The sequence below is a fragment of the Neorhizobium sp. T7_12 genome, assembly GCF_002968535.1.
GTDB lineage: Bacteria > Pseudomonadota > Alphaproteobacteria > Rhizobiales > Rhizobiaceae > Neorhizobium > Neorhizobium tomejilense.
This window is the reverse complement of the sequence record NZ_PVBK01000013.1, coordinates 64,929-87,358: the sequence shown is the minus strand read 5'-3', so window position 1 is coordinate 87,358 and position 22,430 is coordinate 64,929. Positions and strand designations below refer to the sequence as shown.

Annotated in this window: 23 protein-coding genes; 16 read left to right on the top strand and 7 right to left on the bottom strand. The window is 63.1% G+C overall.

Annotated elements, in window-relative coordinates; all coding sequences use genetic code 11:
• The first annotated feature begins 86 nt into the window (after positions 1-86).
• Positions 87-1,130: a GlxA family transcriptional regulator gene (locus C5J26_RS23360; protein WP_105403963.1), complete on the top strand. Its 1,044-nt coding sequence runs from the start codon at positions 87-89 to the stop codon at positions 1,128-1,130.
• A 33-nt stretch (positions 1,131-1,163) separates the two neighbouring features.
• Here the strand turns inward: C5J26_RS23360 and C5J26_RS23355 are convergent, their stop codons facing one another.
• On the bottom strand, positions 1,164-2,519 hold the full coding sequence (locus C5J26_RS23355) for a PLP-dependent aminotransferase family protein (RefSeq protein WP_105404035.1): 1,356 nt from the start codon (positions 2,517-2,519) through the stop codon (positions 1,164-1,166).
• Between the two features lie 210 nt (positions 2,520-2,729).
• Here C5J26_RS23355 and C5J26_RS23350 point away from each other — a divergent pair, with 210 nt between their 5' ends.
• Positions 2,730-3,593, top strand: a complete 864-nt coding sequence (locus tag C5J26_RS23350; RefSeq protein ID WP_105403962.1) for a DMT family transporter — start codon at positions 2,730-2,732, stop codon at positions 3,591-3,593.
• A gap of 87 nt (positions 3,594-3,680) precedes the next feature.
• The gene (locus C5J26_RS23345) at positions 3,681-4,004 is read left to right on the top strand and encodes a hypothetical protein (RefSeq protein ID WP_105403961.1); all 324 of its coding nucleotides are present in this window, start codon (positions 3,681-3,683) and stop codon (positions 4,002-4,004) included.
• A 66-nt stretch (positions 4,005-4,070) separates the two neighbouring features.
• Here C5J26_RS23345 and C5J26_RS23340 read toward each other — a convergent pair whose 3' ends face one another.
• The 5 genes from C5J26_RS23340 to C5J26_RS23320 form a co-directional block, all read right to left on the bottom strand.
• Positions 4,071-4,742, bottom strand: coding sequence for a DUF2161 domain-containing phosphodiesterase (locus C5J26_RS23340; RefSeq protein WP_105403960.1), 672 nt, complete (start codon positions 4,740-4,742; stop codon positions 4,071-4,073).
• A 39-nt stretch (positions 4,743-4,781) separates the two neighbouring features.
• Entirely contained in the window at positions 4,782-5,072 is a 291-nt protein-coding gene (locus tag C5J26_RS23335) for a hypothetical protein (protein WP_371681945.1), read from the bottom strand.
• Between the two features lie 143 nt (positions 5,073-5,215).
• Complete coding sequence (locus tag C5J26_RS23330) at positions 5,216-5,476, bottom strand: type II toxin-antitoxin system prevent-host-death family antitoxin (RefSeq protein WP_105403958.1); 261 nt, start codon at positions 5,474-5,476, stop codon at positions 5,216-5,218.
• 77 nt (positions 5,477-5,553) lie between these two features.
• The gene (locus tag C5J26_RS23325) at positions 5,554-7,272 is read right to left on the bottom strand and encodes an ABC transporter ATP-binding protein (RefSeq protein WP_105403957.1); all 1,719 of its coding nucleotides are present in this window, start codon (positions 7,270-7,272) and stop codon (positions 5,554-5,556) included.
• 125 nt (positions 7,273-7,397) lie between these two features.
• A complete protein-coding gene (locus tag C5J26_RS23320) occupies positions 7,398-8,339 on the bottom strand; it encodes a LysR substrate-binding domain-containing protein (protein WP_105403956.1) in 942 nt (313 codons plus the stop codon).
• Between the two features lie 182 nt (positions 8,340-8,521).
• On the opposite strand from C5J26_RS23320, the gene speB reads away from it, so the two are divergent.
• From speB to C5J26_RS23255, 13 genes are all read left to right on the top strand, one after another.
• Positions 8,522-9,580 carry an agmatinase gene (speB, locus tag C5J26_RS23315; protein WP_105403955.1) on the top strand — a complete coding sequence of 353 codons (1,059 nt, stop codon included), beginning with the start codon at positions 8,522-8,524 and terminating at the stop codon, positions 9,578-9,580.
• Between the two features lie 74 nt (positions 9,581-9,654).
• Positions 9,655-10,743, top strand: coding sequence for a PotD/PotF family extracellular solute-binding protein (locus C5J26_RS23310; RefSeq protein WP_105403954.1), 1,089 nt, complete (start codon positions 9,655-9,657; stop codon positions 10,741-10,743).
• 234 nt (positions 10,744-10,977) lie between these two features.
• On the top strand, positions 10,978-12,015 hold the full coding sequence (locus tag C5J26_RS23305; RefSeq protein WP_105403953.1) for an ABC transporter ATP-binding protein: 1,038 nt from the start codon (positions 10,978-10,980) through the stop codon (positions 12,013-12,015).
• A complete protein-coding gene (locus C5J26_RS23300) occupies positions 12,012-12,866 on the top strand; it encodes an ABC transporter permease (protein WP_105403952.1) in 855 nt (284 codons plus the stop codon). Before C5J26_RS23305 ends, C5J26_RS23300 begins: the two co-directional genes overlap by 4 nt.
• Positions 12,863-13,657 (top strand): ABC transporter permease, encoded by a 795-nt coding sequence (locus tag C5J26_RS23295; protein ID WP_105403951.1) that lies wholly within the window; start codon positions 12,863-12,865, stop codon positions 13,655-13,657. Before C5J26_RS23300 ends, C5J26_RS23295 begins: the two co-directional genes overlap by 4 nt.
• A gap of 12 nt (positions 13,658-13,669) precedes the next feature.
• Entirely contained in the window at positions 13,670-14,440 is a 771-nt protein-coding gene (locus tag C5J26_RS23290) for a carbon-nitrogen hydrolase family protein (protein ID WP_105403950.1), read from the top strand.
• An 86-nt stretch (positions 14,441-14,526) separates the two neighbouring features.
• Positions 14,527-15,606 (top strand): iron-containing alcohol dehydrogenase, encoded by a 1,080-nt coding sequence (locus C5J26_RS23285; protein WP_105403949.1) that lies wholly within the window; start codon positions 14,527-14,529, stop codon positions 15,604-15,606.
• Between the two features lie 59 nt (positions 15,607-15,665).
• Entirely contained in the window at positions 15,666-16,568 is a 903-nt protein-coding gene (locus tag C5J26_RS23280; RefSeq protein ID WP_105403948.1) for an IclR family transcriptional regulator, read from the top strand.
• A 128-nt stretch (positions 16,569-16,696) separates the two neighbouring features.
• Positions 16,697-17,746 (top strand): gentisate 1,2-dioxygenase, encoded by a 1,050-nt coding sequence (gtdA, locus tag C5J26_RS23275; protein ID WP_105403947.1) that lies wholly within the window; start codon positions 16,697-16,699, stop codon positions 17,744-17,746.
• 25 nt (positions 17,747-17,771) lie between these two features.
• Positions 17,772-18,641, top strand: coding sequence for a fumarylacetoacetate hydrolase family protein (locus C5J26_RS23270; RefSeq protein ID WP_105403946.1), 870 nt, complete (start codon positions 17,772-17,774; stop codon positions 18,639-18,641).
• Positions 18,638-19,138 (top strand): MarR family winged helix-turn-helix transcriptional regulator, encoded by a 501-nt coding sequence (locus tag C5J26_RS23265; protein ID WP_105403945.1) that lies wholly within the window; start codon positions 18,638-18,640, stop codon positions 19,136-19,138. The genes C5J26_RS23270 and C5J26_RS23265 overlap by 4 nt, the downstream gene beginning before the upstream one ends.
• Positions 19,139-19,234: 96 nt before the next feature.
• Entirely contained in the window at positions 19,235-20,293 is a 1,059-nt protein-coding gene (locus C5J26_RS23260) for an alcohol dehydrogenase (RefSeq protein ID WP_105403944.1), read from the top strand.
• Entirely contained in the window at positions 20,290-21,252 is a 963-nt protein-coding gene (locus C5J26_RS23255; protein WP_105403943.1) for a thioesterase family protein, read from the top strand. The genes C5J26_RS23260 and C5J26_RS23255 overlap by 4 nt, the downstream gene beginning before the upstream one ends.
• Positions 21,253-21,336: 84 nt before the next feature.
• Here C5J26_RS23255 and C5J26_RS23250 read toward each other — a convergent pair whose 3' ends face one another.
• A complete protein-coding gene (locus C5J26_RS23250; RefSeq protein WP_105403942.1) occupies positions 21,337-22,398 on the bottom strand; it encodes a class I SAM-dependent methyltransferase in 1,062 nt (353 codons plus the stop codon).
• Positions 22,399-22,430 lie beyond the last annotated feature (32 nt).

Genomic DNA, 22,430 nt, shown 5'->3' with positions numbered 1-22,430 from the left:
TTCGGGCAGAGCGGGAAAATCCACAATCGGGCCGTTTGCGCCATTCTCAGGCTCGGTGTACGCATTTGATCATTGGAGGGATCGTTATGCCGCGTGAGGCGACCGGGACAAGTTTGAAGCCGCTGCATGTGAGCCTGGTGGCCATTCCCGACGCCGTGGTCTCGACGCTGAGCGGCGTCTTCGACGTGATGAACGCCTTTTCCGTCCTGCCGCCGCCGGACGTTGCGATAACCCGCCCGTTCGAAGTCCAGATTGTTGGAATAGAGACCGGGCCGCTGACGCTCGCGAGCCTTGTGCCGATCACCGTCCAGCGCAGCATCGCCACGCTCGAGGCGACCGATATCGTCATCGTTCCGTCGATCCTGCTGAGGCCAGACGGCTGGCGGAAAGGTCGCTATCCGGAGCTGGTCGACTGGGTAAACCGGATGCATGCGGGCGGCGCGCTGATATGTTCGGCCTGTTCGGGCATTTTCCTGCTGGCCGAGACCGGCCTCTTCGACGGCGCCGATGCGACCGTGCATTTCGGTTATGCCGGTGCCTTCGCGGCCGCCTTTCCGCAGGTGCCGATCCATCCCGAACGGGTGCTGGTGGTTTCCGGACGGCGCGAGGAGCTGATCAGCTCGGGCGCCTCGATGACCTGGCACGATCTCGTTCTCTACCTCATCGCACGCCATATGGGCGCCGCGGCCGCCCGATCGATCGCGCGCTTCTTCGCGCTGCAATGGCATCAGGACGGGCTCGCCCCCTATATCGTCTTCGAAGGCCGCAAGGACCATGGCGACACGGCGATCCAGGCGGCGCAGGATTGGGTCGCAACCCACTTTTCCGTCGCAAACCCGCTCGAGGAGATGATCCTGCGGGCCGGTCTTACCGGACGCACCTTCAAGCGCCGGTTCACGGCTGCAGCCGGTGTCAGCCCGATCGCCTACGTGCAGCGCCTGAGGATCGAGGAGGCCAAGCGCCGGCTGGAGGGAACGGAAGCTTCGGTCGACGAGATCAGCTGGCAGGTCGGTTATGAAGAGCCCGCCTTCTTCCGCCGTCTGTTCAAGCGTGTCACGGGCCTGGCACCCGGCGCCTACCGGCGGCGTTTCCAAATCCCGGATTTTGCGCGCTCGGACAAGAATACCTGACGACCGAAGCCCCGGCCGGCAGCTCTCACCCCATCATTGACCCAGGGCGTCGAGCGCCCGTCCGAGACTGCGGAATATCCTCGCATCCTCCGACTGCGCCACGTTGAAGCGCAGGAAGCTGCCGGCGTTCTGGGAGAGGCTGAATGCGTTGCCTGGGGCCAGCACGATATTGTCGGCAAGGCAGGCGCGCGCCACGTCCGCCGCCTCTATCCCGTTCGGAAGCCTGCACCAGAGAAACAGGCCGGCGCGCGGCTGCAGCCAGGGCGTGATGCCAAGCGTTGCAAGACGCCCCGTCGTCGCCTCCATTGCCCGGGACAGCCTGACGCGCAGTTCTTCCAGATGTTTCCGGTAGCTGCCATCGGTCAACAGCAGCAATACGAGCTCGGAGGACAGCCGGCCCGCCGCGAAACTCGTGGCGATCTTCAGGTCGACCAGACCCTCGATCCATTCCCGCTTGGCGGCGATGAAGCCGCAGCGTACCGAAGCCGACAGCGTCTTCGAAAAGCTGCCGATATGCACCACCCGGTCGAGCCCGTCGAAGGCGGCCAGACGCGGCGCCGGCTCATGCTCCAGATCGGCGAAGATATCGTCCTCTATGACCGTCAGTCCGGCCCGGTCGGCGAGTTTCAGGAGCCGATGCGCTACAACCGGCGAAAGCGTCGCGCCGGTCGGATTGTGGATCGCCGAATTGGTGATGTAGAGCCGCGGCTTGTGCTCCTCGATCGCCTTTCCGAATGCCTCGATATCCGGCCCGGCCGGTGTCATCGGCACGCCGACGACCTTTGCGCGATGCGCACGCAGCAGGGCGTGGAAATTGAAGTAACAGGGATCGTCGACCAGGACCGCATCGCCAGGCTCGATCAGAAAACGGCAGAGAAGGTCGATCGCGTGGGTGCCGGATTCGGTGAGGATGATCTGGTCCGGAGCCGCCGGTATGCCGCGCTCGCTCATCCGGCGGGAGAGAAGTTGCCGCAGCTGCGGCGAGCCGAGCGGCGTACCGTAGTCCGACAGGACCCGGTCCTCGCTGCGCGACAGGCTGCGCAAAGCCCTTCGGATCGCCGCCTCCGGCATCCAGGAGGACGGCAGCCAGCCGCAGCCGGGCTTCAACAGGTCGCCGTCCTCCAGCGCCTGGCGCGATACCCAGAACGGATCGATTGCCCGGTCGAGCTTCGGGCCGATCTCGGAGAGCGACAGCGGTGCCAGCGGACTCGAGACGTAGAAACCCGACCCCGGTCGGGAGCGGATCAACCCTTCGGCGGCCAGCCGCTCATAGGCCTCCACGACGGTCGAGGCGGAGACATGCATCGCCTTGGCGAACGCACGCACCGAAGGAAGCCGTGCGCCGGGCACCAGTCCGCGGCCGGCGATGCGGCTGCGGATTTCCGCCATGACGGCCCCGATACGCTGGCCGCCGCCCTTCTGTTCCGCCCTTGCATCCACCGTACTGCTCCACAAACCATAACAGTTTCTGGAAATTGTATCGCATTGTCTCTGGCGTCGCCATGGCTTCCGACCGATAGCGGGAAAATACCCAAGGAATGCCTGCGATAAACGTCCAAGGGAGGCGTTCAAGGGCAATTGGAAAGCAGGAGACTTTCGATGAACAACACGACAAGCGGCTGGATCAGCGGTTTCGTTGGCGTTTTGATCTTCAGCGGGTCGCTTCCCGCCACCCGCATTGCCGTTGCGGATTTCGATCCGCTGTTCCTGACCGTGGCACGGGCCACGATCGCCGGGCTGCTCGCCATATGCCTGCTGCTGGCCTTTCGCGAAAGACGCCCGGCACGCTCCGATCTCCTGCCGCTCGCCATCGTTTCGCTCGGCGTCGTCATCGGTTTTCCGCTGCTGACGGCGCTGGCGCTGAAACATATCACCTCGGCTCACTCCATCGTGTTCGTCGGCCTGCTGCCGCTGTCGACGGCGATCTTCGGGGTGCTGAGGGGCGGCGAACGCCCGAAGGCCGTCTTCTGGCTGTTCTCCTGCCTCGGCAGCGCCATCGTCGCCGGCTTCGCGCTGTTTCAGGAAGAGGCCGTCTCCTCGATCGGCGATCTCCTGATGCTGGGGGCGATCATCGCCTGCGGGCTCGGTTATGCGGAAGGCGCCAGCCTGTCGCGCAAACTCGGCGGATGGCAGGTCATCTCCTGGGCGCTGGCACTTTCCCTGCCTGTGATGCTAACCGTGTCGATCGCCGTGATGCCGGTCTCCCTGCCCGATCTCGACAGCACGTCCTGGTTTGGTCTTGGCTATGTCTCGCTGTTCAGCATGCTGATCGGATTCATCTTCTGGTATCGCGGCCTGGCCCTCGGCGGCATTGCCGGGGTAAGCCAACTGCAGCTTCTTCAGCCCTTTTTCGGACTGGTTCTGGCAGCCGCACTTCTCGGCGAAAAAGTCAGCCTCGGCATGTTCGCCGCGACGCTTGCGGTGGTTGCCTGCGTGGCAGGCGCCAAGAGATTTGCCCGTTAATTCGGCACGACCTGCTTGCGGCGTTCACGAATTCGGGAACCAAACGCGTACCGAGGCATTATCCGGCTGCAGAAGGAGGAAGCAAGCATGACTTTTGATCCCAATGACAGAAAGTTCGAGACCCGTGATCCGGACCTCCGGGCCACTGAAGTCCGGAGCAGCACCTCTTCGTGGGTACCGTGGGTAGCCGTGATCGCCGTCATTCTGGTCGGCGCTTTCGTATGGTCGCAGATGGGCGGTTCCTCGACCGATCCGCAGACTACATCTTCGACCAACCCGCCGGTAACCGACAACACCACGTCGTCCCCTGCACCGGCTCCGATGACCCCGGCAGCTCCGCCGGCTAACAATGCCACTCCGGCAACTCCGCCGGCTGGCGGCGCGACTGGCGGCACCGGCACGCAGCCGTAAGCCTCGCGCTCGAGAGATCAACAAAGCCGCCCGCTTTCGAAGCGGGCGGCTTTTCTGTTGGTGCAATCAAAGCTCGATCTCGCCCGGCGCCGGCTGCGGCCAGCGCTGTAGAGCCTGCCGCCCGACCTCGGTGAGCCCATAGACGCCCTTATCGATGCGCTCGAACCAGCCGTAATAATTGGCGCGCAGGATCGTGCCGGCGGTAGGCGCCGTCTGCTTCATGTCGCGCGGTCGAAGCGGGCCGCCGCTAAGCGCCGAAGCACAAGCGAGCGCCTGCTGGCGATAGGCGGTCATGACCGGGACCTTGGTGCTGCCGCCGACGGCCGGATCGCCTTTGCGCTTGCGATGTTCCTTGACCAGCCGCGTGCGCCGTTTCGGGTTGGTGCGCGGCATCGGCGAGACCGAACTGACCAGCACGCTGACCTCACCCTGATCCGAGACGCCGAGCATGCCGATCCCGAGCCGGCGGCAGAGATCGCGATAGCGCTTGTCCGCCTCCCGACCCCTGCCCTTGGCGGAAACCCGCGCAGCAATCCACACCTCGTCCGAAACCCCGGCCCGGTCGACCGCCTGCAGGATCAGTTCGAGATTGAAGGTGAGCTTCAACTCGCAGATCACCACGACCGGCGGATCCGTCTCGCTCAACCCCACCAGATCGCAGCCGCCCACCTCCCCCTTCACCTCGTATCCGAAGCTTTCGAGAAAGGTTTTGACGGGGAGATAAAGCGAAGTTTCCATGCGATCCGGCGGCGGTGAATCAGTCAGTTCATGATAGCACTACTCAGTGCGCTCAACCTGGCCGAAACGACGGCGCCGGTGAGCTTCCAGAATCTTGTCGCGGAGATGGGCAAAGAACCGCGGCGGCAAAATTCCGAATTCGTAGCGAGCGGGTTTGGAACCCGGCACCGGCCTCAAATCCGGACCTGGCCAGATAAAATCGTTCGCTTCCGTCACCACGATCCAAGATGGGATATCGTCCAACCCCAGGTGCGCTTTGAGTGCCGCCGGGATTTCGACTGCATCGGCCGGATCGTGCGGAGGAGCGTGGGTGACCGGTACTACCGTCACCACCTGCCGGCCTTCGATGACTTGTCGTGCCGCGACTATGGCGCAGGGCCGGTTCTTGGCGCCCTCCTCAATTCCGCGTCGACTTTCAACTGCCCAAAGATAAGAGTAACAAATGACGAGGCCTGGTCGCGGGACAGGAAGGCTTACGCTTTCCAGTCTTTCAGCAGATCATCAAGGTCAGCATGATCGGCGGACACGCTGCTGTTTGCGATGGCCTTCAGCGTGTCTTCGTCCAGATCTTCCACGTTGCGAGCGATGCGGCCCTTGATCGCCAGATCGAAGAATTCGGCTGATACCAGGACCGTATGGGTCCGGCCGTTCTTGGTTATAGCGACGGGCGAGCGCTGGGCCGCATCCTGATAGCGACCGACATTTTGCTGAAATTCGGTGGACGTAATTTTCATTTCAAGACTCCCTTCTATCTATTATAGATAAAATAGATATTCTTGCAATGGATCGACACCGGCCCTGCGTCCTCCGCCTACATCGTCCCAACCTGCGCCGCGTGAAGCCTGGTATAGGCACCGCGTTTGGCGATCAGGTCCTGGTGGGTGCCCTGTTCGAGAATGCCGTTGCCGTCGATGACGACGATGCGGTCGGCCCCTTGGATGGTGGCGAGGCGGTGGGCGATGATCAGCGTCGTGCGGCCTTGTGAGAGCTCGGCAAGCGAACGCTGGATGGCGCGTTCCGTCTCGGTGTCGAGCGCCGAGGTTGCCTCGTCGAGGATCAAGATCGGCGGGTTTTTCAGGAACATGCGGGCGATCGCGACGCGCTGTTTCTGGCCGCCGGAGAGTTTCACGCCGCGCTCGCCGATCACCGTGTCGAGCCCCTGCGGCAGGCCCGCGAGCATTTCTTCCAGCCGTGCCTGGCGCGCCGCCTCGACAATATCCACCTCGCTGGCGCCGAGGCGGCCATAGGCGATGTTCTCGCGGATCGTCCCGCCGAACAGGAAGACGTCCTGCTGGACGATGCCGATCTGCTGGCGCAGCGACACCTTGGTCATGGCGCGGATGTCGATGCCGTCGATGGTGATGTTTCCGGCCCCGATCTCGTAGAAGCGCGGTAGCAGCGAGCAGATCGTCGTCTTGCCGGCGCCCGAGGGGCCGACGAAGGCGATTGTTTCGCCGGCGCGGATCGAGAGGTTGACGTTCTCGAGCACCGGTTTGTCCGGGCTGTAACCGAAGGAGACGTTCTGATAGGCGATTTCGCCCTTGAGGTGGTCGACGTCGACCGCATTGGGAGCATCGGCGACATCCGGCTCGGTATCGATCAGTTCGGTGAAGCGGCGGAAGCCGGCAATGCCCTTCGGATAGGTCTCGATCACCGAATTGATCTTCTCGACCGGGCGGAAGAATACCCCGACCAGCAGCAGGAAACCGATGAAACCGCCGGCGGTCAGCTCGCCCGACAGCACGAAATAGGCACCGGCAATCATCACCACCATCTGGGTCAGCCGCATGCTCATGTAGCTGAGCGAGCTGCTCGCAGCCATGAGCTTGTAGGCATCGAGCTTGACGCGCCGGTAGTTCTGGTTGTCCTTTTCGAAAAGAGCGCGCTCGTGTTGCTCGTTGGCGAAAGCCTGGACCACACGGATGCCGCCGACATTTTCCTCGATGCGGGCATTGAAATCACCAACGCGACCGAAGAGACGGCGGAAATTATCGGTCATTCGCCCGCCGAAATGGCTCGTCACCCAGGCGGTCAGCGGCACCACGACGGCGGTGATCATCGCCAGTTGCGGGTTGACCGAGAACATCAGCGCGAGAGCCCCGGCAAACGTCATGATCGCGATGAACAGGTCTTCCGGTCCGTGATGGGCGACCTCGCCGATCTCCTCCAGGTCCTTGGTGAGGCGCCCGACGATATGGCCGGTCTTCTGATTGTCGAAATAGCTGAACGAGAGCTTCTGGAGATGGTTGAAGGCGGCCCGGCGCATGTCCGTCTCGATATTGATGCCGAGCATATGGCCCCAATAGGTAACGATCGCCATCAGGCCGGTATTGATTGCATAGATCACCAGCAGCGCCGCCGATGCGACCAGGATCAGCAGCCATTCGTGGCTGAGGAGAAGCCGGTCGACGAACAGCTTCACCGCCATCGGAAAGCCGAGTTCCAGCACGCCCGAAATGATCGCGCAGCCGAAATCCAGGATGAAAAGACCGCGGTATGGCCGGTAATAGGCAAAGAAGCGATGAAGCATTGGACACTCTATGAAATCAATAGATGAGCAACAGTGGCAAGTTTTTGAACCCCGCTTAGCCGGGTTCGCCGGCGAGGTAAACCTCCGCTCTCCTGATCGCCCGGACAATGGATACAGGATAGATATCAGGCGCGGCGGCCGCGCAACAGGATGCGGGCCGAGGTATGCGGTTCGGCGAGCTGATCTGCCTCCAGCGAGGAAAACAGCCAGTCGATGAAAACCCGCACGATCGGCGCCGAACGCATGGCCGGCCGGCAGGCGACGTAGAACGCATCGTTGGCCGGAACGCTCAGGTCGAAAGGCACGACCAGTTCGCCGCGGGCAATCAGCTTGCTGGCGGTGATCGTGTCGCCGAGCGCGATCCCCTGGCCGTGCAGCGCGGCTTCCGTCGAAAACCGCGCGTCGCCCATGAAATACTGCTGCCGGCGCGGCAGATCGACGGCGTCGGCGGCGGAAAGCCAGGTGTTCCACTCACGCCCGTCCGCGTCGCCATGCAACAGGACATGGTCTTCGAGATCGCGCATCGAACGCAGCGGCCGGCTGTTGAGCAGGGTCGGGCTGGCGACCGGAAAGAGTTGCAGGTTGCTCCAGAGCCGCGTCCAGGCATCCGGCCAGTTTCCGTCACCATAAAGGACGGCGACGTCGACATCCGAGGAATGCAGCACGGCCGGATCGTTGGAGGCGGCAAGCTTCAGCCTGACCCCGGGAAACTGTTCGGTGAAGGAATTGAGGCGCGGGACGATCCAGAAGGACAGCAGCGCCGGCACGCAGGTGATCGACAATTCGCCTGATGTCGCCGGCCGCTTCATCAGCGCCGTCGCGGCGGCGATCTCGCCGAAGGCCTGGCTGACCGCCGGCAATAACAGCGCGCCCTCCGAGGTGAGCTTCAGCCGCTTGGCGCCGCGTTCGAACAGCGAGACCTGCAGCGAGCTTTCCAGCGCCTTGATCTGGTGGCTGACCGCGCCGTGGGTGACGTTGAGCTCCCGGGCCGCTGCAGAAACCGAGCCGCGGCGGGCCGTGGCCTCGAAGGCGCGCAGCGGATTGAGGGGCGGCAGGCGGTTGCTCATCTTGGTCCCGGACTGATCCTCGAATTGATCTTAAGTGTTAGTTTTTCTCACAGCCACTGCTAGAACAATCTCAATTGCTTTTCCACCCGCACCTGACGGATAATGATGAAAACAAGGGCGCCAAGCCCAGTGGAACAAAAATTAGGCTGCACACAAGCGGCTGGCAGACAGGCGAGGCGATCATGACATTCGACGCGAAGAAGCTCGACGAATTGCGCGCAAAATACCTCGACAGCCGGGGCGGCGAGATTTTTGACCCGAAATTCAAAAAGGTCGGCGAGAAAATCTTCGACAAGGCCGGCACCCGCGTCGCGCCCTATGCGGGCATTCCCACGCTTCTCGATGCGCCCTACAGGCCGCTCGATGCGGAGAACCCGGATTTCGGCGACCTGCAGGTGGCGATGGTCGGCATGCCGATGGATCTCGGTGTCACCAACCGGCCGGGCTCGCGCTTCGGACCGAGGGCGCTGCGCACGATCGAGCGTGTCGGCCCCTATAACCACGTGATGGAATGCGCGCCGATCTACGAACTGAATGTCGCGGATATCGGTGACGTGGCCTTCCGCAGCCGCTATCGGCTGGAAATGAGCCATGACGACATCGAAAAGCGCGTCGGCCAGATCGTTGATGCGGGCGTGCTGCCGCTCTCGGTCGGCGGCGACCATTCGATCACCCATCCGATCCTGAAGGCGGTCGGCAAAAAGGCGCCGGTCGGCATGATCCATATCGACGCCCATTGCGATACGAGCGGCTTTTTCGACGAGACCAAGTTCCACCACGGCGGTCCCTTCCGCAACGCGGTGCTCGACGGCGTGCTCGACCCGACCCGGACGATTCAGATCGGCATCCGCGGCGCTGCCGAATATCTCTGGGAGTTCTCCTACGAGTCCGGCATGACCGTCATCCACGCCGAGGAAGTGACCGGCATGGGGCTTCCGGCGATCATCGAGAAGGCGAAAAAGATCGTCGGCGACGGCCCGACCTATGTTTCCTTCGATATCGACAGCCTCGACCCGAGTTTTGCACCTGGCACCGGCACGCCCGAGATCGGCGGGCTCACCACCCGCGAAGTGCTGGAACTGGTCCGCGGGCTCAAGGGCATCAACATCGTCGGCGGCGACGTGGTCGAGGTGGCGCCGCAATATGACGCGACCAACAACACCGCCCATGCGGGCGCCCAGATATTGTTCGAAATCCTGAGCCTGATGGTCTTCAGCCCTTCCGTGAAGGACCGCGCCTGACATAAACTGCATTCAACAAGGGAACTCGCCGGCCGGCGAAGCACCGGCAGGCCTAAAAAACAAAGGAGAACATCATGCGTGACATTCTGAATGCCAAACTGGGCCGTCGTAGCGTGCTCGGTGCCGGCCTCGCCGGCGCCTCCATGCTGGCCATGCCCTCGGTGCTGCGCGCCCAGGACAAGTCGCTGAAGGTCGGCGTCTATGGCGGCTTCTTCAAGGATTCGTTCGACAAGAACATCTTTCCGGACTTCACCAAGGCGACCGGCATCGCCATCGAATCCGTCGCCGAGCCGACCGGCGAAGCCTGGCTGGTTCAGCTCGAACAGGCCGCCAAGGCGGGTGCCGCCCCGGCCGACGTCTCGATGATGTCGCAGGTCGCCATGCTGAAGGGCCAGACGACCAAGCTCTGGGCGCCGCTCGACGCCGCTAAACTGCCGAATTCCAAGAACCTCATCGACAACTTCGTCAACAAATATCCGGACGGCAAGATCGCCGGCATCGGCGCCGTTTCCTGGTACATCACGCTGGTGACCAATACGCAGGCCTACAAGGAAGCCCCGACCTCCTGGGCAGCCCTGTGGGACAAGGCGAATGCCGACAAGCTCGGCCTATTGGCACTCGTCTCCAACTCCTTCCTGCTCGAAGTGACGGCAAAGACCTTCATGGGCGGCACCAAGGCGCTGGATACCGAGGAGGGCATCCTCAAGGCGCTCGAAAAGCTCGCGGAAGTGAAGCCGAATGTCCGCCTCTGGTATCGCGACGAGGCGCAGTTCGAACAGGCGCTGAAGTCGGGCGAAATTCCGATGGGCCAGTATTACCACGACGTCACCGGCCTTGCCGCCTCTCAAGGAAGCCCCGTCCGCTCGACCTTCCCGAAGGAAGGCGGCATCCAGGACAGCGGCTGCTGGGCGCTGTCGCGTGCCTCGAAGAAGACCGAGGAAGCGCATACGTTCATCAATTACATGTGTCAGCCGGCCATCCAAGCGACGCTGTCGCGGAAAGTCGGCACCTCGCCGACCGTCAAGCGCGACCTGCTCGACCTCACCGCCGCCGAATTCGCCTCGGTCTCCTCCGATATCGAGCCGATCATCCCGCGCTACGATCTCTACCAGACCAAGTCCGACTTCCTGAACCAGAAGTGGACGGAGATGATCGCAGGGTGATTTAAATCCGTATAAGGTCGGAGCCGGAAGCCCCCTCACCCGGCCTCCGCTTCGCTCGGCCACCGACCGGGATGAGCCACTTGTCTCGTCCCGTCCTTCGGACCCCCATGGGGAGAGGAAGGAAGAGCGACGGCACGGCATATCTCTTCTCCCCTTGGGGAGAAGGTGTCGGCAGGCGGATGAGGGGGTCCTTACTCTTCGTCAATTGGGAGAGTCTTAAACCGCGGAGACCGAATGTCCGGATTGAACCTCAACCATGTGACGAAGCAGTTCGGCAACTTCACGGCCGTCAACGACGTGAGCCTCTCGGTTCCGGACGGCACGTTCGTCTGCCTGCTCGGACCATCCGGCTGCGGCAAGACCACGCTGATGCGGATGATCGCCGGCCTCGATCTGCCGACTAAAGGTTCGATCGAGCTCGGCGGCGCCGATATCACCGCGGTACCCACCCACAAGCGCGACCTCGGCATGGTCTTCCAGTCGCTGGCGCTGTTTCCGCACCTGACGGTCGGCGAGAACATCGCCTATTCGCTGCGCATCCGCGGTACGCCCAAGGACGTGCAGAAGAAACGCGTCGACGAACTGCTGGCGATGATCCATCTGCCGGGCTTTGCCGATCGTTCGGTGGCAAAACTCTCCGGCGGCCAAAGGCAGCGCGTGGCGATCGCCAGGGCGCTCGCCATCTCGCCAAAGCTTTTCCTGCTGGACGAGCCGCTGTCGGCGCTCGATGCGAAGCTGCGCGAGGCGATGCAGGTGGAACTGCGCCAGCTGCAGCAGCGTCTCGGCATCACCACCATCGTCGTCACCCATGACCAGCGCGAGGCGATGACCATGGCCGATACGGTCGTCGTCATGAACAGCGGCGAGATCCGCCAGGCGGCCGCACCGGTCGATATCTACCGCCGCCCGGCCGACAGTTTCGTTGCCGACTTCATCGGCCAGACCAACCTCCTGCCCGTCGTAGCCGACAGCGCCGGCCGCGCCAGCGTACTCGGCGAGATGATCGAGGGCATTTCGCTCCCCACTGGTGCGGCAAAAGGCTTGCTGTCGGTGCGGCCGGAGGACGTGCAGCTCACCGCGGCCGGCCATGGCGCGATTGCCGGCACCGTCACCTTCATCCGCGATCTCGGCGGCGCCATCGAAACCTTCGTGGAGGCGAGCGGCACCCAGGTGATCGCGGTGTCTTCGCCGCGCAACCGGCCGGACGTCTCGGTCGGCCAGAGCGTCGGCATAAGGCTCGATCCGGCCACCAGCGTGGTGCTCGCCCGATGAGACGCGAACCGCCGCAGCGTCTTGCCGATTACGGGCCGCTCTTTTTCCCGGCGGGCATGCTGATCGTGTTCTTCGTGGTGCCGTTCGCCACGATGATCGCGGTGTCCGTCTTTCAGCGTGAACAGGGCGGTTTCTATACGCCCGCCTTCGTATTCGACAACTACGCCCGCTTTCTCAGCCTGTTCTTCGGCAAGGTCCTCGGCTTTTCGCTGTTCCTGGCGATCGCCGTCGCGGCGGCCTGCGTGGTGATCGGCATTCCCTTCACCTATCTCCTCTCCCGCTCGCCTCGACGAATCCAGATCGTCTGGCTGGTGGCGCTGCTCTCCATCCTGTCGCTTTCGGAAGTGATGATCGGCTTTGCCTGGTCGACGCTGTTTTCGCGCACCGCCGGCATCACCAACCTGCTCGTCTGGCTGGGGCTGATGGCCCAGGCCCAGGCACTGACCCCGAGTTTCGGCGCGGTCATGACTGCCATGACCTACCAGGCCTTCCCCTATACCGTCCTGGTCCTCTATCCGGCGCTGGTGCGCCTCGACCCGACGCTCACCGAAGCGGCGCGCACGCTCGGCGCCTCGCCGGTCAAGGCCTTCTTCACCGTCGTGGTGCCGGCGCTGCGCAACACCATTCTGGCGACGCTGATCATGGTCTTCATCTTCGCGCTCGGCTCCTATCTGCTGCCGCAGCTTCTCGGAAGGCCGCAGCACTGGACGCTGTCGGTGCTGATCACCGACCAGGCGATCTACCAGTCGAACATGCCGTTTGCCGCCGCCATGGCCGTTTTCCTCGTGCTCGTGTCGCTGGGGCTGGTTGGCCTGGCGCTTTATGCTGGACAGCAGAGGCAAGCGAAATGACAGCTCTCCGCCGCCTGTTCTTCTTCATCGTCGGCCTGTTCCTGGCGCTGCCGCTGATCGTCGTCGCCGGCGTCTCGATCAATGCCCGCCAGACGCTCGCCTTTCCGCCGCAGGGTTTTTCGCTCTCCTGGTACGGCCAGATCTTCACCAATCCCGAATGGCGCAATGCGCTGGTCGCCTCGCTGACCTTGGCCGCCTCGTCCGCGCTTCTGGCCCTGCTGATCGCCCTGCCGCTTGCCTGGTTCCTGTGGCGGCGGATTGCCCCCTGGGCCAACATCTTCCAGCTCCTGGGCGTGGCGCCCTTCACCCTGCCGCCGGTCATCACCGCACTTGGGCTGCTCACCTTCTGGGCGACCACCGGTTTCTACGGCCAGTCCTGGACGGCGGTGATCAGCCACGGCATCTTCTTCGTCACCCTGCCGCTGGTCACCCTGTCGCTCGGCTTTTCGGCCATCGACCGTTCGCTGGTGGAAGCGGCCGCCACCATGGGCGCCGACGACCGCAAGATTTTCCGCACCGTCGTGCTGCCGCTGATCCTGCCCTATCTCGTCTCCGGCTACGCCTTCGCCTTCGTTCTGTCGCTCAACGAATATATCGTTGCCTACATGACCGTCGGTTTCACCATGGAAACCCTGCCGATCAAGATCTTCAACGCGCTGCGCTACGGCTATACGCCGACCATGGCTGCCGTGACGGTGCTGTTCCTGGTCATCGCGGCAGTCGTCTTCGGTCTGGTCGCCCGCTTCGGCGACCTGCCCAAACTGCTCGGCGCCATGTCGCACGAACGCTAAAGGAACAAGCCCATGAAGATCGCCGGTTTCCAGATGCAGCCCGTCGTCGGTGATATCGAGGCAAACCTCACCAAGATCGAGACCGCTGCCGAAGAGGCCGCCGCCCAGGGCGTCGCACTGCTGATCACTCCGGAACTGGCCCTGACCGGTTATGGCGCGGCGGAGAAATTTCCCGATCTCGCCACGCCCGCGCATGGTCCGGTGACCGGCCGGCTGTCGCAGATCGCCGCGAAACATGGTCTGGCGATCGTCGCGGGCTTTGCCGAAAAGACCTTCGAAAACACCTTCAACAGCGCCTTCTTCACCGACGGCATGGGCCAGACGGCCGTTTACCGCAAATGCAACCTCTATGGCCCCTATGAACGCAAATGGTTCCGACAGGAGGACCGCCGCCAGGTTCTGGTGACGCTCGAAGGTGTCAGGCTCGGTTTCCTGATCTGCTACGATGTCGAGTTCCCGGAAAACGTCCGGCAACTGGCGAAGGGCGGCGCTGATCTCGTCGTCGTGCCGACGGCGCTGCCGACCGGCTGGTCCGGGGAATTCATCGCCGGACACATGATCCAGGTCCGCGCCTTCGAGAACCAGGTTTTCGTCGCCTATATCAACCACTGCGGCTCCGACGATCTGTTTTCCTATGCCGGCCTTTCGCGGATTGCGGCACCGGATGGCAAGCTGATCGCCGAGGCACCCGCCAGGGGCGAGGCCCTGATCATCGCCGAGGTCGATCCGGCGGCCTATGCGCAGTCGCGGGCGGAAAACACCTACCTCGCCGATCTCGTTTGAGTCGCGGGCCGCCGGAGTAATGCGAAGCTCCCATTTCCTTTGATAATGTTGTATAGCATTCGGCGTTACAGCATTCCGGGGGAGGCATGACACGTATATTCCGGGCGCCGGCTTTTTATATCCAGGGTTCGGGGTCCTTGAACCTGCTCGGTGAAAAGGCGGCGACGCTCGGCCGTTCGGTCGTGGCGATCTGCGACGCCGTGGTGCTTCCGCATATCGAGGCGGATCTCACCGAGACCCTGAACCGGCAGGACATTTCACCCACCATCATCCCCTTCGATGCGGATGTTACATATCGGGAAATGGACCGCCTGGCCGAACTGGTGCGGGCAAAGGGCGGCGAAGTGGTGGTCGGCATCGGTGGCGGCCGCACGCTCGATGTCGCCAAGGGTGTCTCGCGCCGCACCGGCCTGCCCTTCGTCAGCGTGCCGACGGTCGCTTCCACCGATGCGCCCTCGACCCGCGGCATCGTCATCTATGACGACCATCACAGGATGATCGCCGTCGAGCAGATGGACCAGAACCCGGCCTTCGTGATTGTCGACACCGCGATCATCGCCAAGGCCCCTGCCCGGTTGCTGCGCGGCGGCATCGGCGATGCGCTGACGGCAAAATTCGAGACAGAAGGCGCCTGGAAGGGCACCGGCCTTTCCAAGCAGGGCACGCGGCCCTTGAAAACGGGCGTGATGCTCGGCGATATCTGTTACCGGATGCTGCTCGAACACGGTCCGGGTGCCATGCGGGTGGCCGGAACAGGCGAGGTGACGCCGGATCTCGAAGCCGTCATCGAGGCGATCCTCTGGCTCAGCGCCGTCGCCTTCGAAAATACCGGTCTTTCCATCGCCCATGCGGTGGCGACCGAGCTCGGGGCGATCGAGCCTGTGCGAAAACACTCGCTGCATGGCGAACATGCCGCCTATGGCACGCTGGTGCAGGCCGTTGCAGAGGGCCGCGCCGAAGAAGAGCTGACGGCGCTGTTCGGCTTCTACGACGAGATCGGCATGCCGCGCCGGCTTTCGGCGCTTGGCCTGCCGGATGTCGGTAATGCGGCGATCGAAAATCTTGCCGCGGCCTGCGCAAAAAGCCCGTTCCTGGTCAACCAGGAGCGGATGCTCGATGCCGATGATCTGGTCGCAGCCTTCCGCGCTGTGGAAAACTACGCTTAAAGCGGGCTCGACCTGCTGCAGATATAAATATAATCAACTGGGAACACAGGGGATTTAGGATGCCGTCAGATAAGACCAAGGCGCCGGAGGAATGGACCCAGCGCCGCATTCAATCGATCGAGGTCGGGTTCCAGGTCATCCGCGCCATGGAGGCGGCGAACGGACCGCTGCCGCTGCGCGATATCGCCGCCGCCGCCGGCATGCCGCCCAGCAAGGCTCATCTCTATCTCGTCAGCTTCGTCAAGGAAGGCGTCGCCTTCCAGGATCCGGTCACCGGGCATTACGGGCTCGGCCGCTTCGCAATCCAGCTCGGCCTGTCGGCCATCCGCCAGCTCGACGTGGTGGAATTCGCCCGTGAGGAACTGGCGGCGCTGCAGCGCACCGCCGGTTTCGCCACCTATCTTTCGCTCTGGGGAGATCGTGGACCGGGTATCGTTTCCAAGGTCGACGGCGAGCGGCAGGGATCGCTTGCCGTGCGCCTCGGCTACGTGCTGCCGCTCCTCACTTCGGCAACCGGCCAGGTCTTCCTCACCTATCTCAACGAAAGCGAGACCATGGCGGTGCGGCAGGACGAGATCGCTGCAGCCAAACGTGGTGCGCCGGATGACACCGCCTCGCTCTCGCCGCGCGTCACCACGACCAAGGAAATCCAGAAGATCATCGAGACCGTGCGCCACCAGGGTTATGCGATGACGGTCAACAGCATCAATTCGAGCTTCGCCGCGATCGCCGCGCCGGTCTTCGACTATAGCGGCCGGATCGTCGCGACCATGACCGTGCTCGGCTCCGACAAACAGCTTGCCGGCCCCCGCAAGAAACCGACGATCGACGCCCTGATGGCCGCCGCCCACCGGCTTTCCGAACGGCTCGGCGCGCCCGGCCGCGGGGCAAAGGGCGAGGACAACGTCAAGCCGCCCGCGCCGCCGAAACCGACGCGGGCGAAGAGCACGGCGGCGCGCTAGGCTAATCAACCCCACCAGGGGGAGATCAGGTACAGCCGGCGGCATCTTCCTCCAAATACAATTGACCTCGCCAAATTAATTAGTGTACCTTACGATCTTCGGCTGGAGGAGCCGAGGAGGAGGATTTCATGCACGAGATCGATGCCGCCACCGTCGCGAAACGGGAAGAATTTTACGCACGGCTGAAGCCGCACAACATGGCGCCCCTTTGGGAAGTGATGAAGGGCATGCTGCCGCCGGAGCCGGCTTCCAAGGCGCAGGCGCATCGCTGGCGTTACGACGACATCCGCCCGCTGATCCTCGAATCCGGCAGCCTGCTGACCGCCGAAGAAGCGGAGCGCCGGGTGCTGATCCTCGAAAACCCCGCCTTCCCGGCCCAGTCGCGCGCCACCTCGACGCTTTATGCCGGCATCCAGATCATCATGCCGGGCGAAGTGGCGCCGGCTCACCGCCATACGCCGTCGGCGCTGCGCTTCATGCTGGAAGGTTCGGGCGCCTATACGACCGTCGGCGGCGAGCGCACCCGCATGGCATTCGGCGATTTCGTCATCACGCCCGTCTGGGCCTGGCACGACCACGGCAATGACGGTTCGGACCCGGCCGCATGGCTCGACGGTCTCGACGTGCCGATGATTGCCTTCTTCGAAGCGGTGTTCCGCGAGGATTCCGACGACACCGAACAGGAACTGCTGCGGCCGGAAGGCGATTCCCTCGCGCGTTTCGGCTCCGGCATGCTGCCGATCGGCGGCACGAGCCCCTATGGCCAGACGACGCCGATCTTCAACTATCCCTATGAGCGCAGCCGCGAAGCACTTTACCGCGCCTCGCGTGGCGAAGAAATCGACGTCCATATCGGCACGACGCTGCGCTATGCCAACCCGATCGACGGCGGCTGGACGATGCCGACCATGTCCGCATGGCTCAGCCATGTCCCGAAGGGCATGGAGACCGCAAAGATCCGCTCCACGGACCATATCGTCATGTGCATCGCTGAAGGTACCGGCTCGATCACGATTGGGGCCAAAACCTTCGATTTCGGCCCCAAGGACGTGATCGTCGTGCCCGGCTGGTCATGGCGCTCGTTCAAGGCCAGCGAGGACGTCGTCGTATTCTGCTTCTCCGACCGCGTGGCCCAGGAGAAGCTCGGCTATTTCCGCGAAGACCGCACCCGCGTCTGAGCGAACGAAATCAGGGAGAGAAATCATGCGTTTTTGTCGCTACGACGATAATCGTCTCGGCGTGGTCGTCGGCGATCAGGTGAAGGACGTCACCAGCGTCCTCGATCGCCTGCCGAACTACCGTTACCCCTTCCCCCACGGCGACCAGTTCATGGCTCATTTCGCCGAGCTGCGCCCCGTCATGGAGGAGATGGCGAAGACCGCGCCTTCGAAGCCGCTGTCCGAGGTCGCGCTTCTCAGCCCGATCGCCAATCCCGGCAAGATCGTCGGCGCCCCGGTCAACTACCGGCTCCATCTCGACGAAGTGCTGGACAGCGACCAGCTGCATCACGGCATGAAGATCAAGCCGATCGCCGAGGCCGGCGTGTTCCTGAAGGCGGTGAGCTCGCTGGTCGGCCCGTCGGAAGGCATCGTGGTCGACTGGGCGGACCGGCGCACCGACCACGAGATCGAGCTCGCCGTCATCATCGGCAAAAAAGGATTTCGCGTGTCGGAAGCCGACGCGCTGGATTATGTCGCCGGCTACGCGATCTGTTACGACATCACCATTCGCGGCCCCGAAGAGCGCAGCTACCGCAAGTCGCTCGACACGTTCAGCGTGCTCGGACCGTATGTGGTCACCGCAGACGAGATCCCGAACCCGAACAATCTCGATTTCGAACTGACGATCGGGGGCGAGAGCCGGCAGAAATCGAACACCAGCATGCTGATCTTCAACGTCCAGAAGCTGATCGAATTCGCCAGCAAGGCCTACACGCTTTATCCGGGCGACATCATTATGACCGGCACGCCGGAAGGCGTCGCCCCGATCGCTGCCGGCGACGTGCTGCACGGCACGTTCGAGGGCATCGGCTCGATGGACGTGAAGGTCTACGGCAACTGGGACAAGACATGAGTTTGGAACCGAATGCACCGGCAGAGAGGGACGGTCATGCCGTCCTTCTCGACGGTGTCGTCGGCATCCGCATCCGCCGCCTGCAATCGCTGTTCGGCAGCCATTGGCAGAACTGGTTCCGCGCCCGTTCGCTTGCGGTCACCCCGGTCCAGGGCGGCGTGCTGCTCCTGATCCGCCGTTATCCCGGCATCAGCCAGATCGCGCTCGCGAGACGGTTGCGCATCGAACCGCCGACGCTGGTCCAGACGCTTAGTCCCCTCATCAAACACAAACTCGTCGAACGCGACCGCGCCGCCGATGACGGCCGTGTCTATGAACTGCGGCTCACTCAAGTAGGGCTCGAAGCCGCCACACTGGTGGAAACCTCGCTGCCGCAGCACGAGGCCGACCTGCTGCGGTTTTTATCCGTCGAGGAACGGCAAGCGTTTCTGGAACTGCTCGACAAGGCGATTGCGGGCGCTGAGACGGCGATCGAGGGGCAGGAGAAGGTGGAGTAGCAGTCTCCCGCCCCCTCCGTCATCCACCCACCTATTTCCCAATTGCCACATAACAGGCAGCCTGATACGTTCCATATATCTGGGAGGAGCTAGATCATGCGGTCATGGCAGGTATTCGAAGCGTCGGAAGTGCTCCGGGAGGTCGAGGAGGCGAACCCGCAGCCGGTGGGCTCGGAGGTCGTCGTTTCGGTATCTCATTGCGGGCTTTGCCATTCGGACCTGACCCTGTGGAAGGGCATTTTCGACATGGGTGACAGACAAGTGTCGATCGACAGCATCGGCATGAAATACCCGCTCACCCTCGGTCACGAAATCCTCGGCACCGTCACCGCCGCTGGTCCCGATGCAACAGATGTGAAGGTCGGCGATATAAGGCTTGTTTATCCGTGGCTCGGTTGCGGCGAATGCGAAACCTGCCAGGCCGGCCAGGAGAACCTCTGCATGCAGGGCCGGCCGCTCGGCATGCGCCGGCCCGGCGGTTTCGGCAGTCATGTGGTGGTGCCGCATAGCCGTTACCTGATCGATACCGGTGATCTCGACCCCGCACTTGCCGCCACCTATGCCTGTTCCGGCCTCACCGCCTATTCCGCCATCCGCAAGGCGATGCCGGTGCGTCCCGACGAGGCGGTCGTCGTGGTCGGCGCGGGTGGTCTCGGCCTCAGCGGCATCGTCATCCTGAAAGCGCTCGGGCACGAAAACATCGTCGTGGTCGATGTTTCCGAAGAGAAGCTGAAGATCGCAACCGATGCCGGCGCCCACAAAACCGTGCTTTCGACCGGCGACGACGTGACGGCGAGGATCGTCGATACGGTCGGCCGGCCGGTGCGCACCATCATCGATTTCGTCAACAACAGCCAGACGGCTGCCTTTTGCTTCCCGGCCCTGGCGCGCGGCGGCCGCATCATCATGGTCGGCATGTTCGGCGGCCAGCTCACCATCCCGACCATGCGCATGGCGCAAGGGGGCCTGAGCCTGATCGGCAGTATCACCGGCTCGCTGCAGGAATTGCGCGACCTGGTGGATCTCGCCAAAAGCGGAAAACTCGATGCCATCCCTTATGAGGCTCTGCCGAAATCATCGATCAACGACGCGATGAGCCGGTTGTCCAAAGGTGCAGTCAAGGGGCGCATCGTTCTGGAGGAGGAGCCGGCGTGAGTGCACAGCAGGGCGACATGATCGAAACCGCAATGATCGAGGTTTGGCGCGGCAGCGTGCGCCAATGGGAGGTAGACGAAAACGCCCACTGGAACACCCAGTATTACGTCGCCCGTGCCAACGAAGGCCTCGCAGTGCTCTTCGGCTTCAATGGCCTACCCGGCCTCTTCTCGCCAGCGTCGGCTATGACGCTCGCCTATAACGAGCATCACATCCGTTTCCATCGCGAAGCGCATGCCGGCACGTCGCTGCACATGACAGGCGGTTTCCTCGAAATCGGCGAGACGACGGCGTTTGCGGTGCTGATGCTTTACAACAGCCATTCCGGCCAGCTTGCCGCGAGCTTCAGGGTGCGGCTGACCCATGTGGATGCGGCCGACCTCAAGACGCCTCGCCCCTGGCCAACGGCCTTCCGCGAAAAGGCTTCCGCCTCGCTGGTCGAGGCCCCGAGGGAAGCGCTTGCCCGCGGCACCGGCAATGAGCCGGTGACGATCAGCGCCTCGCGGGAGCGGGCGGTCGCACTCGGCTTGAAACGCACCGCCATGAGCCTGATCGAACCGGAGGCCTGCGACGCCTTCCACCGCCTCGGCCCGCAGAAATTCATCGGCGCGGTCGGCGGCGGGGTGAAGCAGCTCACCGGCCCGATCCGCGAAGTCGTCAGCAAACATGCCGAAACGCCGCCCGGCAAGGTCGGCGGCGCGGTACTGGAATTCCGCATCCTCTATGGCGAAACCCCGCGTCTCGGCGACTGTTTCGAGATCTGGGGCGGGTTGCAGAAGACCGACCAGCGCGTCATGTCGCTGATCTTCTGGATGGTCGATCCCTTCAGCGGCCGGGTATTCGGCACGATGCAATCGGTCGCTATCGTGTTCGATCTCGATGCACGGGCGATCGTGCAAATCTCTCCGGCGGCCACGGAGGCGCTGGCTCCGCTTGTCACCGAGGGGCTGGCGCTTTAGCCGGCGGCTCTTGGCGGGATCCGATAGTCAATTGGCATCTCCCGCCAGTGCGCATGGAGCGGCCGGCCGCGTAGACCCAAACAGTCAGGCCCGCACCTCGAAGATCATGTTGAATGGAGTTTCGCTCGCCCGTCGGAAATGCGAATAGCCGGCGTCGAGCGCCACCTTGCGAAGCTTCATCTCCCCAGCCTGGGCTCCGAGGCCAAGGCCTACCTCCTGGGCCATGGAGGCGGGAGTGCAGATCATCGTGGAGGCGCCGTAATAAACGCGCCCAACCGGGTTGAGATTGTCCTTCAAACCGTCATGCGCGAAAGGTTCGACGATCATCCAGGTGCCACCCTTCGCCATCGTCTCGCGGATATGACGGCCTGCGCCGACCGGATCGCCCATATCGTGCAGGCAGTCGAACATGGCGACGAGGTCGTAGTTGCCCCCTGGAAACTCCTTCGCCGAAGCCTGACTGAACGTCACCCGGTCATCGACGCCAGCCTCCTGCGCTGCGCGCCTCGCCCGCTCAATGGAAGGGGCATGGTAGTCAAACCCGTGAAAATGCGATTTCGGAAAGGCCTTGGCCATGAGGATCGTCGAAGCGCCATGGCCACAGCCGACGTCGGCGACCTCCGCCCCGCGTTCAAGCTTTTCCCTGACGCCCTGAAGTGCCGGGATCCATTCGTCGACCAGATGGCTGTTGTAGCCGGGCCGGAAGAAGCGTTCCGTGCCCCGGAAGAGACAGGTGCTGTGTTCATGCCAGCCGAGCCCGCGGCCGGTGCGAAAGGCTTCCTCCACCTTCGGCTCGTCCATCCACATCGACTGGACGATTTCGAAGGCGCCTCCGAAAAAGGCAGGGCTGTCCTCATTGGAAAAAACCATCGCCTGCTCGGGCGTCATAGCGAACTTGTTGGAGTTTTCATCAAACGTGATGTAGTCGGCCGCAGCCATGGCGGCGAGCCATTCACGCACATTGCGTTCGGTGAGCCCCGCCGTTTCCGCGATCTCCATCGAGGATCGCAGCCGTCCGTCCATCATTGCCCGGAACAGGCCGAGATGGTCGCCGAGCACGACGAGAACGCCGGACACGCCAGCGCCAAGATCGCCCACCAGCCGACCGACAAGTGCATCGAGTTTCTGCATATCAGGTTCCTGCATGGCACCCTCCAAAGATACGCCAGCCCCAGCCC